General features: G+C 36.3%; 12 protein-coding genes. 3 read left to right on the plus strand and 9 right to left on the minus strand.

Going from position 1 to position 12,825, the window contains the following annotated elements; all coding sequences use genetic code 11:
• Window positions 1–85: 85 nt before the first annotated feature.
• From MKZ17_RS14430 to MKZ17_RS14455, 6 genes are all read right to left on the minus strand, one after another.
• Window positions 86–1,228 (minus strand): acyl-CoA dehydrogenase family protein, encoded by a 1,143-nt coding sequence (locus MKZ17_RS14430; protein ID WP_340724430.1) that lies wholly within the window; start codon window positions 1,226–1,228, stop codon window positions 86–88.
• A gap of 263 nt (window positions 1,229–1,491) precedes the next feature.
• Window positions 1,492–2,046: a hypothetical protein gene (locus MKZ17_RS14435; protein WP_340724431.1), complete on the minus strand. Its 555-nt coding sequence runs from the start codon at window positions 2,044–2,046 to the stop codon at window positions 1,492–1,494.
• Window positions 2,047–2,296: 250 nt separating this feature from the next.
• Window positions 2,297–3,424, minus strand: a complete 1,128-nt coding sequence (rpoD, locus tag MKZ17_RS14440) for an RNA polymerase sigma factor RpoD (RefSeq protein WP_340724432.1) — start codon at window positions 3,422–3,424, stop codon at window positions 2,297–2,299.
• A 30-nt stretch (window positions 3,425–3,454) separates the two neighbouring features.
• Window positions 3,455–5,281: a DNA primase gene (dnaG, locus tag MKZ17_RS14445; RefSeq protein ID WP_340724433.1), complete on the minus strand. Its 1,827-nt coding sequence runs from the start codon at window positions 5,279–5,281 to the stop codon at window positions 3,455–3,457.
• A gap of 264 nt (window positions 5,282–5,545) precedes the next feature.
• Complete coding sequence (locus MKZ17_RS14450; RefSeq protein WP_340724434.1) at window positions 5,546–6,361, minus strand: pyruvate, water dikinase regulatory protein; 816 nt, start codon at window positions 6,359–6,361, stop codon at window positions 5,546–5,548.
• A 9-nt stretch (window positions 6,362–6,370) separates the two neighbouring features.
• Window positions 6,371–7,009, minus strand: a complete 639-nt coding sequence (locus MKZ17_RS14455) for a helix-turn-helix transcriptional regulator (protein ID WP_340724435.1) — start codon at window positions 7,007–7,009, stop codon at window positions 6,371–6,373.
• Window positions 7,010–7,391: 382 nt separating this feature from the next.
• Between MKZ17_RS14455 and MKZ17_RS14460 the strand changes: the two genes are divergently transcribed.
• On the plus strand, window positions 7,392–8,780 hold the full coding sequence (locus MKZ17_RS14460) for a glycine--tRNA ligase (protein ID WP_340724436.1): 1,389 nt from the start codon (window positions 7,392–7,394) through the stop codon (window positions 8,778–8,780).
• Between the two features lie 148 nt (window positions 8,781–8,928).
• On the opposite strand, the gene MKZ17_RS14465 is transcribed toward MKZ17_RS14460, so the two are convergent.
• Entirely contained in the window at window positions 8,929–9,579 is a 651-nt protein-coding gene (locus MKZ17_RS14465; RefSeq protein WP_340724437.1) for an HAD family hydrolase, read from the minus strand.
• A 137-nt stretch (window positions 9,580–9,716) separates the two neighbouring features.
• On the opposite strand from MKZ17_RS14465, the gene MKZ17_RS14470 reads away from it, so the two are divergent.
• Both MKZ17_RS14470 and MKZ17_RS14475 read left to right on the plus strand, forming a co-directional pair.
• A complete protein-coding gene (locus MKZ17_RS14470) occupies window positions 9,717–10,181 on the plus strand; it encodes a hypothetical protein (protein ID WP_340724438.1) in 465 nt (154 codons plus the stop codon).
• An 83-nt stretch (window positions 10,182–10,264) separates the two neighbouring features.
• Complete coding sequence (locus MKZ17_RS14475; protein WP_340724439.1) at window positions 10,265–11,080, plus strand: EcsC family protein; 816 nt, start codon at window positions 10,265–10,267, stop codon at window positions 11,078–11,080.
• 55 nt (window positions 11,081–11,135) lie between these two features.
• Here MKZ17_RS14475 and MKZ17_RS14480 read toward each other — a convergent pair whose 3' ends face one another.
• The gene (locus MKZ17_RS14480; protein WP_340724440.1) at window positions 11,136–11,915 is read right to left on the minus strand and encodes an MBL fold metallo-hydrolase; all 780 of its coding nucleotides are present in this window, start codon (window positions 11,913–11,915) and stop codon (window positions 11,136–11,138) included.
• Window positions 11,916–11,991: 76 nt separating this feature from the next.
• On the minus strand, window positions 11,992–12,765 hold the full coding sequence (gene recO, locus MKZ17_RS14485; RefSeq protein ID WP_340724441.1) for a DNA repair protein RecO: 774 nt from the start codon (window positions 12,763–12,765) through the stop codon (window positions 11,992–11,994).
• Window positions 12,766–12,825 lie beyond the last annotated feature (60 nt).

Below are 12,825 nucleotides of genomic sequence, written 5' to 3' on the forward strand. Positions count from 1 at the left end.
TACTAATTGTACTGCATTACATACAAAACGAAAAGACCTAACGAACAAGTTTTACTAGCTTTGTAACATTTTTGACAATTTGTCATTATCCTCTCAAGATATGTCTTGCAATAACCATTTTTTGGACTTCCGATGTACCTTCTCCAATTTCTAAAAGTTTTGCATCCCGCATATAACGTTCCACTTCATATTCCTTCATATATCCATAGCCACCATGAATTTGGATAGCTTCATCACATACTTCCATTGCCATCTCAGAAGCGTAATATTTGGCTATCGCGGCTTCTTTACCGAATGGACGCCCTTGATCCTTCAGCCAAGCTGCTTTATAAACGAAGGTACGTGCTAATTGTATTTTTACCTCCATATCTGCAAGCTTAAACTGTGTAGCTTGAAATTCTGATAATGTTTTCCCAAATTGCTTTCGTTCCTTTGCATATTGTAGTGATTTGTTTAATGCACCTTGAGCAATCCCTACTGCCATCGCTGCAATACCAATTCGCCCACCATCAAGGGTCGTCAAAAACTGTTTAAAGCCATTTCCACGTTCACCGAGTAAGTTTTCCTCTGGTACTTGAACGTTATCTAAAATTAGTTCAGTTGTATTCGATGCATTTAAACCCATTTTTTCATAATCAGATTTAATGGTAAACCCTGATGCATCAGTAGGTACGATAATCGCACTTATTTCTTTTTGATCATTTTTACGATCTGTAATTGCTGTTAATGCTAAATGTTTTGCATAGCTTGCATTTGTAATAAATACTTTTGAGCCATTTATTCTGTATTGTCCATTCACAAGATCTGCAGTCGTTTCTGTTCCTCCAGCATCCGAACCTGCATTGGGCTCTGTTAATCCGAATGCGCCAAAGGATTCCCCTGTACAAATGGGTACAAGAAATTGTTGTTTTTGCTTTTCATTTCCAAATAAATAAAGTGGTGCACCACCTAATGAAATATGTGCTGAATACGTAATACCAGTGGAAGCACAAACTCTACTTAACTCCTCTGTTACAATTGCAAAACTAATTGTATCTGCTCCTGCTCCACCATACATTTCCGGGAACGGTAATCCCATAATACCCATTTGGGCTAATTTTTGAAAAACCTCTATAGGAAATTCTTTTGTCCGATCTCGTTCAACTGCCCCTGGTGCAACTACTTCATCTGAAAATTCTCGAATCATTTTCTGTAACATTTTTTGCTCAATTGATAAATCAAAATGCATAACCTTCATCCCCTCACAAATGATAGCTAACAATTTCATTGTAATAGAAAATATTGTTTTTTTACAGAAAATAAAAGATTAATAGAGAATTTTCGTTATTTATCCCCATATTACTTCATGAATCCTACAAAAATCCCGCACTTGAGAACATTCTACTTACATTATTAGCATCATAGAATTGAATTTACTTACTTTTATTTGACACTATAAAAGAAAAGGAGCGAGATTTCTCCAGCTCCTTTCATAATAAATTAAAATTAGTTTCACAAGAAATACATCCATGCACCTATGATGACCGCTAGCCCTAGAACGCCCGAAATTGTAAAATAAATAATTTTCATTAAGATACCACTTATTAGCCATAGTACACAATTAATAATTAACATTGTATAGAGCATTTCATTATTATTTGAATAATAGGTTAAACAAATTTTAACTGTAACGCCTAATACAGCTAATGCCATTGCAAGTTGAAGCATTATTGCCAATAGTTTATTTCTTTTTGAAAAATAGAATGCTCCAATCAAACAAGCTATTGCAAATATTCCAGCAACTGCAATTACAACCCATTCATACTGAATGGTAAACAATAATAAAATCATTATTGCAGCGGTTATTGGAAATATAGATACAAAAGTCCATTTTCTACGTTTTTCTACGTTGCGTATCGCCTGTTTAGCGTTTCCTGTAATTTCTTGTTCATTGTTCCCTTCTGAGTACAAAGTCATTAAAAAATCACAATAATGTTCAGGAAGCAATTTATTTTGTTTCCAAAACGTAATTTCGTTCATAATAATTTGCTTTTTAGGATTTGACATAGTTATACTCCAAATCTTTCATTATGTATTCGTATATACCTAATATTTTAAGTAATTAGAATCTTTCTTACATCGGTATAAAGTAGCAACCTACTGATTCAATTCCATAACTTTATAGCTAATACTTACAAAAAATACGAGCTTATGTATTTATTTTATGGAATAAAACGGATATTACCTTCAAATATCCCAAAAAGAAAAGAAGCTTCCTATAAGTATTACCTTAAAAGGAGCTCCTTTCCATTTAATATTATTCTAAGAAATCTTTTAAGCGTTTTGAACGAGAAGGGTGACGTAATTTACGTAATGCCTTTGCCTCGATTTGACGAATACGCTCACGCGTAACACCAAATACTTTACCTACTTCTTCAAGTGTACGTGTACGACCATCATCTAAACCGAAGCGTAAACGTAATACATTCTCTTCACGGTCTGTTAATGTATCAAGGACATCTTCTAGCTGCTCTTTTAATAGTTCATATGCAGCGTGATCTGATGGTGATTGTGCTTCAGAATCCTCGATAAAATCGCCTAAATGCGAATCATCTTCTTCACCAATCGGTGTTTCTAGAGATACTGGCTCTTGTGCAATTTTTAAAATTTCACGAACCTTTTCAGGTGTTAAGTCCATTTCTTCACCAATTTCTTCTGGAGAAGGTTCACGACCTAAGTCTTGTAATAGTTGACGCTGTACACGGATTAACTTATTAATCGTTTCAACCATGTGTACTGGAATACGAATTGTACGGGCCTGGTCAGCAATAGCACGAGTAATTGCCTGGCGAATCCACCATGTTGCATAAGTTGAGAATTTAAACCCTTTACGGTGATCAAACTTTTCAACAGCTTTAATAAGCCCCATATTCCCCTCTTGAATTAAATCTAGGAATAACATACCACGACCAACATAACGCTTCGCAATCGAAACTACAAGACGTAAATTCGCTTCTGCTAAACGCTTACGAGCTTCTTCATCCCCTTGCTCGATGCGCTCCGCTAAGCGAATTTCTTCTTCAGCAGAAAGTAAGTCTACACGGCCAATTTCTTTTAAATACATGCGCACTGGGTCATTGATTTTAACGCCAGGAGGAACACTTAAATCATTTAAATCAAACGCTTCTTCACTTGCTTCTTGCTTTGAAAGTGCCTCTTCTTCAAATTCTTCTTTTCCTTCAACAGTTATATCATTTTTTTCGATTTCGTCAGCAAAGTTAAAAATTTCTTCATTTTCTACATCAAAAAATGAGAGCGTATCCGAAATTTCCTTCATCGACATTTCTCCAACTTGCTTTGCTTTCTGTAAAAGTTGTTTTTTAACTTCTTCTAACGAAAGCCCGTTTACCACTGTATCTTTTGAATGTTTTGACTTGTCCGCCATAAACCTTCCTCCTTCTAAAAACAAATCGCGTTAAATGCCCTTAATCAATTTAGTTAATTGTATTACTTGTTGGGCAATTTCAAGTGCTCGCCTATGTTCGTGCATCTTTTCCGCTTCTCTTTGATCATGTTTTAATTGCTCAATTTGCATTTCCATTCGATGTTTATCAATCCGTTTTATGCAATCATTTATTTCCGCTTCTCCATTTTCTGGATCTCGGTCAATATATGCCGCTTCCATTACTATTTTACGTAAATCATTGTCATTTAAAACCTCGACAAATCGATGGAAATCCGCTATTTCATACTCTTCATAAAAACCAACTAAACGAACAAATACTGCCAAGTATTCTTCATGAATAAATGGTTCATTGTTACCGTCTTTTAATACTTTATTCACAACATTCACATCATGTAACATATGCGCTAACAATAGGCTTTCTGCTCGATCCGTTGCCGTTTTTGGTCGACTCGTTTGAACAAGCTCAATAGGTTGCTTTAATGCGTTTTGATGCCGTTTTTGTTCTTTTGCACTATCTGCCACTAATTTTCTTAACTGTGCGCTAATCGCTTCTTGAGAAATATTCGTTTCATTGGATAACTGGCGAATATATAAATCCCGTTCAGTAGGAGACGTATTATTTTTAAGTGTTTCTAGAACTTCTTGAATGTACTGTAGTGTATCATTTTCAAACTGGAAATTTTTCCCGCGCTTCGCATGCATCATCATGAATGCGATATAAGCATGGGGCTTTTCAATTATTTGATTAGTAAATGCATCCTGACCATACGTACGTATATATTCATCAGGATCCAGTTTATTTGGTAAAACAGCGACTTCCACTTTCAACTGCTCTTCATGAAGCATTTGTGCAGCACGTTTGGCAGCCTCAAAACCAGCATTATCACCATCGTAGCAAATCGTAATTTGCTGAACTAAGCGTTTTAACTTTGTAATATGCTGGGGTGTAAGTGACGTACCCATCGTTGCTACTGCATTATAGACACCTGCTCGATTAGCAGCTAAAACATCAATGAAGCCTTCCATTAATATGACTTGTCTTGATTTTCGAACCGCTGCACGTGCCTTATCTAAATTGTATAGCACTTGACTTTTATGGAAAATCGGTGTTTCTGGACTATTTAAATACTTAGCTTCTTCGCCATCCGTGTTTAATATCCTTCCTGAAAATGCGATTGTCTTACCATTTTCGTCTCGGATCGGAAACATAATCCGTCCTCGGAATCGATCAAAGTATGTCCCATCACTTTCCTTTTGGATAATTAGACCACTTTCAGCCATTTCTACTAAATCGTATTCTTTTCGTTCTAAAAGAATTGAGAGCGTGTCCCAATTTGGTAAAGCCCATCCTATCTGATGTGTTTCGATTTGCTCACGTGTAAATCCTCTTTCAAACAAATAATTTAATGCGGGTTCGCCGTCTTCAGTATTCATTAAAATATGATGATAAAATTCGACAGCAAAAGCATGTGCATCGCGCATCTGTTGTTCTTTTTTCGAGGAAGGATTACTTGTCCCAAATTGGTCTGACTGAACTTCCATTTCGAGTGGAATACCCGCTCGTTGACCTAGCTTTACAAGTGCATCTGGAAATGTTAGATGTTCCATATCCATTACGAACGTAATTGCATTCCCTCCAGCACCGCAGCCAAAACAGTGGAATATCTGTTTTTCTTGGGACACGGAAAAAGAGGGTGTTTGCTCCCCATGAAATGGACATAATCCAAACCAGTTGCGCCCTCTTTTCGTTAGCTGCATATAATCGCTTATGACATCGACTATATCAGACTGTGAACGAATCTGCTCAATCACATGTTCAGGTATTTTTCCAGCCATTTAATCACCATCTACACTATTCGAGAAAAATAAAAAAAATCCTCTATTATACGACAATTTTTTTAGATTTTCATTTGTTCTTCTCTTTAAATTATATTTTTACCACAATTTTATTATTATAAAACAAAAAGCCTATTATCGCTATATTTTTTTGAAATTCTGCACGTAAAATAGCATTAATCATACTAAAATTGCATTTTATTTCTATATAATCTTTTTTTTGACTAAAAAAACCCCTCTTTTACAAGAGGTGGCTTTTGAATGCTATTTATTGTCATTTTCTAGCATATCTAAAATCTTTTGAGCAGTTTCTTCTACTGCTCGATTCGTAACGTCAATATATCGACAACCTATTTTATCAACAATGTGATGAAAATAGCGAATTTCTTGCTCAATACGTTCCTGCTGAGCATAAAAGGCGTTTTCCGTTAAACCAAGTGTAATTAATCTCTCTTTTCGGATATAGTTTAATTTCTCTGTGGAGATGACTAATCCAAAGCATTTTTTTGGATCAATTTGCATTAACTCGATCGGCATATCTACTTCTGGAACTAGTGGGACATTCGCCACTTTATAGCTTTTATGAGCTAAATATTGAGATAAAGGGGTCTTTGAAGTTCGTGACACCCCAATTAATACAATGTCCGCCAATAAAATTCCCCTTGGGTCCTGTCCATCATCATATTTCACAGCAAATTCAATTGCTTCGATTTTTTTAAAATAATCATCATCCAATTGATGAACTAACCCTGGCTTTTGTAAAGGCTTTTCATTAAAGGAATGTTCGATTAAGTCCAACATGGAGCCTAATAAATCTATAACAGGTACGCCGTGCGCACGGGCTAGCAGCTGTAGCTCCTCCCGCATTTCCTTTGCAACAAGCGTAAATACGATTGTTGCTTGATTCATTTCAGCAATTTGCACGATTTTTTCCAGTAACTCAATTTTGTTAATACGTGGGAATTTTCTAATGCGTACTTTTTCAAAATTTGGTCGGAATTGACTTACTACAGCTCTTACAGCATTTTCACCTGTTTCACCAACTGAATCAGAAACGACAAAAATTGTTAATTTTTTCAAGTTAATCTCCTATAAATCATGTGTTTCTGCTAATGAAATAAATGCACGAGTAATATTTGTTTTTGTTAATCTTCCTATAATCTCCAACCCATTTTCAGTTTCATTCACAACTGGCATCGAATCAATTTCTCGTTCTATTAATCGTTTTGCTGCAATTACTAATGAATCTGAATTAAAACAATAAGCAATGTTTGGCATTCTCGTCATAATAATATGTACCGGCATTTTGTTTAGTTCTTGCGTTCCAATGCTTGATCGTAAAAGGTCTTTACGTGATAATACGCCTTGTAAATATTGATTGTTGTCCACTACAAATAATGTTCCTACGTCCTTTGAAAACATATGGATAATGGCATCATACACCGTCATGCTCTCAGGTACCATTACTGGTTCTGACCGAAAATCCTTCACTTTTAGATTTAGCATTGATTCTGTAATGGCTACTGCTGATTTTTTCCCAGCATAAAAATAGCCGACACGTGGTCGCGCATCTAAAAATCCGGCCATTGTCAGAATTGCTAAGTCTGGTCTTAAAGTTGCCCGTGTTAAGCCTAGACGCTCAGCGATGTGTTCACCTGTGATTGGGCCATTCTCTTTTACTATTTGCAAGATGGCATCTTGACGTTTATTGAGTTCTATTGGACTCACCCGCTTCAAAAAAATGTTATACTTATTCATTAATTATTATATACTATTTCGTTCTATATTGCGAAGAAAAGAATCGCGTGCTACAATATGAGCAAAGAACAGCCTTGTTCTAACATTTTAACTTCATATTCAAGCAATGATGGGATTAATAAGTATCAATTCGACCAAAGCGAGTAGGGATAGTGAAAGCCTACACAAGAATTTGAGAAACGGCACCCCTGAGCTTATTTTTAAAAGAGGTTTTTATATAACTGCTTCATGTCGGTTAATAAAAACAAGCGGGGTGGAACCGCGGGTACTTCTACATAGAATGCACTCGTCCCCGGGCATATTTTGTGCCCGGAGACGGGTGCTTTATTATTTTAATTAGGAGGAATTTTTTATGGCAGAAAAATCAATGGAAACAATCGTATCTTTAGCAAAGCATCGTGGTTTTGTATTCCCAGGCTCTGATATATACGGAGGTTTAGCAAATACTTGGGATTACGGTCCACTAGGTGTCGAATTAAAAAACAACGTTAAAAAAGCTTGGTGGCAAAAATTCGTTCAAGAATCTGAATACAATGTTGGTCTTGATGCAGCAATCTTAATGAACCCTAAAGCTTGGGTTGCATCAGGTCACGTTGGTAACTTCAACGACCCAATGATTGACTGTAAGGCTTGTAAAGCACGTCATCGTGCAGATAAGTTAATCGAGGATGCTTCTTTAACGAAGACTGGCAAAGAAATTATCGTAGATGGTATGACATTTGATCAAATGAAGGCAAAAATGGAAGAGCTTGAAGTAGCATGTCCTGATTGCGGTAAAATTGACTTCACTGACATCCGTCAGTTCAATTTAATGTTCAAAACATTCCAAGGTGTTACAGAAAGTTCTTCAAACGAAATTTATTTACGTCCTGAGACAGCACAAGGTATTTTCGTAAACTTTAAGAACGTACAACGTTCAATGCGTAAGCGTACACCATTTGGTATCGCACAAGTTGGTAAATCATTCCGTAACGAAATTACTCCAGGTAACTTCACGTTCCGTACACGTGAGTTCGAGCAAATGGAGCTTGAATTCTTCTGTAAACCAGGTGAAGACCTAGAATGGCACTCTTACTGGAAAAACTTCTGTAAAGATTGGTTATTAAACCTTGGTATGAAAGAAGATTCTATGCGTTTACGTGACCATGAGGAAGATGAATTATCTCACTACTCAAATGCGACAACGGATATCGAATTCCGCTTCCCATTTGGTTGGGGAGAGCTATGGGGTATCGCTGACCGTACAGACTTCGACTTAAAACAACATATGGAACATTCTGGTGAGGACTTCACATATATCGACCCAGTAACAAATGAGCGTTACGTACCATATTGCATCGAGCCATCGTTAGGAGCTGACCGTGTAACGTTAGCATTCTTATGCGATGCTTATGATGAAGAGGTGCTTGAAGGTGATGATAAGCGTACGGTATTACGCTTCCACCCAGCTTTAGCACCATTCAAAGCAGCAGTCTTACCATTATCGAAAAAATTATCAGAAGAAGCTGGCGATGTGTGGGCAGAATTACGTAAAGCATTCCCTGTAGATTTTGATGAATCACAATCAATCGGGAAACGCTACCGTCGACAAGATGAAATTGGTACACCATTCTGTATCACATACGACTTCGATTCTAAAGAAGACGGTCAAGTAACAGTACGCCACCGTGACTCTATGGAACAAATCCGTATGCCTATTTCAGAAGTAAAAGCATATATCGAAAAACATTTACAATTTTAATTAAACAAAGAACCAGACAAAACAAAAATACAATTTTTCTCTTCAGAGAAAAAATTGTATTTTTTTGATTCGCTTAAAATTTATTTTTATTATTCAAATTTTGTAAAATACAAAAGCTTTCTACTTATGTCCTAGCCTCTTTGTTTCGTTATTTTAATAATTTATTATGTAATTCTTCCACAGTATGTACAATTTGCGTCAAATTTGTCTCCTTTAATTCCAGCTCTGATCCATAACCGTAAGTGACACCAATGCAATCCATCGTATTCGACTGAGCACCAATCATATCGTATTTTCGATCTCCTATCATAACACATGTTGAAAGTTTAGGATTTCCTAATTGACGAAGTGCTTCCTCAATCACTTCTGCCTTTAGTGTACGTGTCCCGTCTAATTCACTCCCAACGATACAATCAAAATATTGAATAAAGTGATAGTGTTCCGCAATTTTTTCAGCGAAGATAGTTGGCTTAGATGTCGCAATTGCTAATTGACAGCCTGAAGACTTTAATTGCTGTAATAAAGGAATAATCCCTTCGTATACAGTATTTTCATAAATCCCGATTGGTTTATAGCGCTCTCTATAATAATTTATCGCTTCGTCAGCCTGCCCGTCAGAAAAACCATACAGTTCCTTAAACGAAAGTTGCAATGGAGGGCCGATAAAGGCTTCTAATTGTTGCAATGTGTCAACTGTAATACCCATTTTTTTTAAAGAAAACTGGACACTTTTTGTAATTCCCTCTTTTGGATCGACTAATGTACCGTCTAAATCAAATAAAACTGTCTGATACTTCATATTACCACCATCGCTTTCTATATCTAAACTGTCATTATCATACTAAATATTTTTGTTCGTAACAAAGAACAAAATGAACAAAATGAACAAAAATAAGTTATAATTTTTAAAAAATCACTTAATTTGGAGGTATGCACATGTTTTTTCAGTTAAAAGATAAGGCTACGAAGGAAAAAGAAACTTATGACTTACTAGTTGAACTTGTTAAAGCAGTACTCCATTATGAATGCCCTGAACACCGGGCAAATTATCATATACTCTACTCAGCAAATCATCAATTGGAAATGTACCAGGAAGCACAAGCTTGTTATCGCCTTAATTGTAATCCTTCAACGAGTTTAGGTAATTTTAGTGCTGAAGCATACCAGCTAGCAACAAAAAAATACAATCAGCTCTATACAACTATTCGTGGTTACATGCATTTAAGTGAGGAATCACATCGTGAGCATTTTAATCACCACTTCCGATTCCATAAAGAAAAAATTGAGGTGATGCATGCACTTTTTCAAAAAAAGCAAGAACGTCGACTGTTAAATTTAGAACAGGCTTTTTTTGAAGGCTTAAAAGAAGATTTACTGCCTATTCTTACTCAGCTTGAATAGGTCGCTTGATAATCGATACAAATGAATCTTTTTCCTACCACTTTCCGTATAGCTATCAAGGAAAAAACTTAGGGGGCACAGTAGTGGAATCTCATGCACAATTACAAAACTATTTACAAACAATACTAAAGTGGGAAAAGGATCAAAGCGGCTTATGGTTTTGGGAAAAAATTGGTCGTCTACCCTTTAAATTATTAGATAAGTTAACACCAAAGATCATCCAAGAAAAAATCGCAACGTTAATTGATGAACTAGTGAGCTATGTTCAAACAGGTGGAAAATATTTAGTGAGCGAAAAGGCAATGCTACAGCATATTCAAAAGCAAACATTGCATTCAATATCGACACTAGATGATATTAAACAAATGCCAATAGCTGATATGGTAGAAATAAGTGAGAAGCTACAAAAAAATCGTGCAAAAATCGCTACGGTACAAGGAGCTTCAACTGGTTTTGGTGGGGTTTTTACGTTAGCGATTGATATTCCTATGATATTAGGTATTGCTTTAAAAACTTTACAAGAAATTGCATTTATACATGGATATGAACCTCAAAATAAAAACGAGCGTATTTTTATCGTCAAATGTTTACAGTTCGCTTCTTCTGATATTGTCGGAAAAGAGGCGATTTTAAAGGAGTTAGCACAAAGTTTTGAGCAGCCAAAAGCTTCCGAAAACATGGTATCCCAACTACAGGGATGGCAAGAAGTGTTTTATACGTACCGAGACAATTTCGGTATGAAAAAGTTACTTCAAATGATTCCTGTGGCAGGTATGCTATTTGGAGCATTTATTAATAAATCTATGATTGAAGATATCGCAGAAGCAGGAATGATGCTTTATCGAAAGCGTCGTGTGCTTGAACGCATGAATGCCTTAGAAACAATAAATAATGATTAAGTATAAAAAGACGATACAAAACCTTTCCAGACATTTTGTATCGTCTTTTTTATAACTAGATAGTTGCTTTATTGTGCACGTGCATTGCTTTTAGTCCATTATAAAAAAGATACCGTTCCTTTAACATTGGTTCTAGGTCCATATTTGTTCGAAGTAAAATTAAATATTCCAACGATTGTTGAATACGACGCATAATTTGCTGTTCATCGTCTGTCGTAGCACCATGCCCTGGAACGAGTGTCGAAAATTGATGATTATCAAATAATGCTTGTACTTTATGAAGTGTCGACATATATTCATTTACATTTTCGACGAACGGGAATTCGACATTCGATAAATAATCACCTGCTAGCAAAATACCAAGGGGTGCTATAATCGTAAACAAACCATCTTTCGTATGTCCTGGAGCAAAATAAAATGTACAAATTGTTTCCCCTAGCTGCAGTTGTTGCCCGTCCTGTTCAATTACAATATCAACTGTAGGATAAAGAACAGGATAGCGACGTTCTACATAGTACTGTGCATCAAACTGATGGATTTGTTGTAGTACCGCCTCCTTATCAATGCGATCACAAAACGCCTTCGTTGCAATGGTTGTTGCATTTGGAAACGCGCCGGCTCCGATAATATGGTCATAATCACTATGGGTATAAATAATATAAAGCTTGCGTTGTCCGATAATTTGCTCAATATAGACTTGAATTTCCTCTACTTCCTGTGGAAGCCAGTTAGGGTCAGTCATTATTATAGCCTCATCTGTTTTAACAATTGCTGTCGTTGTTTGATAGAGCACACTTTGAAACACAGTTAAATATTCATTTTCAAATTGAATCATACTACTCTTCCTTTCTTAAAATGACAAAAGCCAGTCATTCGGTTTACCCGCTAAACTGGCCCATTCCATTATCACTTCACTCGTCTTGTTTTTGTTCTCGCTGCAATAATGGCGTACGCTCTAATTGTTCGATAAAGCTTCGTGATTTCAATCGGATACCCGTTTGTTCCTCATAAATTGTCGTCACAATTTTTTTAATAAATTGCTTCGTTTGTGGCTTTAAATTTAATTTTCCAACTTGCTCTATTGGCATCATATAAAACATTCGAATTAGCTTAAGCTGAGTTGGTGACAAACGAATAATATATGGATCTAAATGGAAGCAACGATGGCATAAAAACCCCCCTTGTGAAAATGAAAAGGCAAACTCACCGTCGACTGCACCACACCCAGCACAAGCATGTAAAATTGGCTGAATACCTGCATAGGGTAACATCTTCCAATCTACAAATAACGCAATTGCCTCAGGGTCATAGCCTTCTTCAATTGCATTTAATGCTTGAATTAACACTTCAAATGCAAATGGCTCTGGATTCCCCTCTTCCACAAGTCGGTCCACTATTTCAACAATATAACTAGCATAGGCCGTTGCCATTATATCTGTTTGAATATGACGCATCGCATTAAAATGCTCTCCCTGTTGCATCGTACCCATTCCAGTTGTTCGCTGTACTAAAAAAGAGCCGTGCATAAACGGCTGTGTGACACCTGATAAACGACTTGTCGGCTTCTTTGCTCCACGTGCCATACATGCAACTTTGCCTGCTTCACGTGTCATAAGGGTAACAATTTTATTCGATTCACCATACGCACGCGCTTTTAATACGATGCCTTCCCATTTATGTAGCATCTTCGCACTTCCTTTATTTCTATCGTAATCTTTATTATACAATAGAAATCACAATCTTGC

Source organism: Solibacillus sp. FSL R7-0682, assembly GCF_038005985.1.
Taxonomy (GTDB): Bacteria; Bacillota; Bacilli; order Bacillales_A; family Planococcaceae; genus Solibacillus.

Bases quoted from the DNA above. Each gene is read 5' to 3' on its own strand.
- MKZ17_RS14435 (WP_340724431.1), bottom strand. From the start codon at position 2,046: ATGTCAAATCCTAAAAAGCAAATTATTATGAACGAAATTACGTTTTGG.
- MKZ17_RS14470 (WP_340724438.1), top strand. From the start codon at position 9,717: ATGTTTTTTCAGTTAAAAGATAAGGCTACGAAGGAAAAAGAAACTTAT.
- MKZ17_RS14430 (WP_340724430.1), bottom strand. From the start codon at position 1,228: ATGCATTTTGATTTATCAATTGAGCAAAAAATGTTACAGAAAATGATT.
- rpoD (WP_340724432.1), bottom strand. From the start codon at position 3,424: ATGGCGGACAAGTCAAAACATTCAAAAGATACAGTGGTAAACGGGCTT.
- MKZ17_RS14465 (WP_340724437.1), bottom strand. From the start codon at position 9,579: ATGAAGTATCAGACAGTTTTATTTGATTTAGACGGTACATTAGTCGAT.
- dnaG (WP_340724433.1), bottom strand. From the start codon at position 5,281: ATGGCTGGAAAAATACCTGAACATGTGATTGAGCAGATTCGTTCACAG.
- MKZ17_RS14480 (WP_340724440.1), bottom strand. From the start codon at position 11,915: ATGATTCAATTTGAAAATGAATATTTAACTGTGTTTCAAAGTGTGCTC.
- recO (WP_340724441.1), bottom strand. From the start codon at position 12,765: ATGCTACATAAATGGGAAGGCATCGTATTAAAAGCGCGTGCGTATGGT.
- MKZ17_RS14460 (WP_340724436.1), top strand. From the start codon at position 7,392: ATGGCAGAAAAATCAATGGAAACAATCGTATCTTTAGCAAAGCATCGT.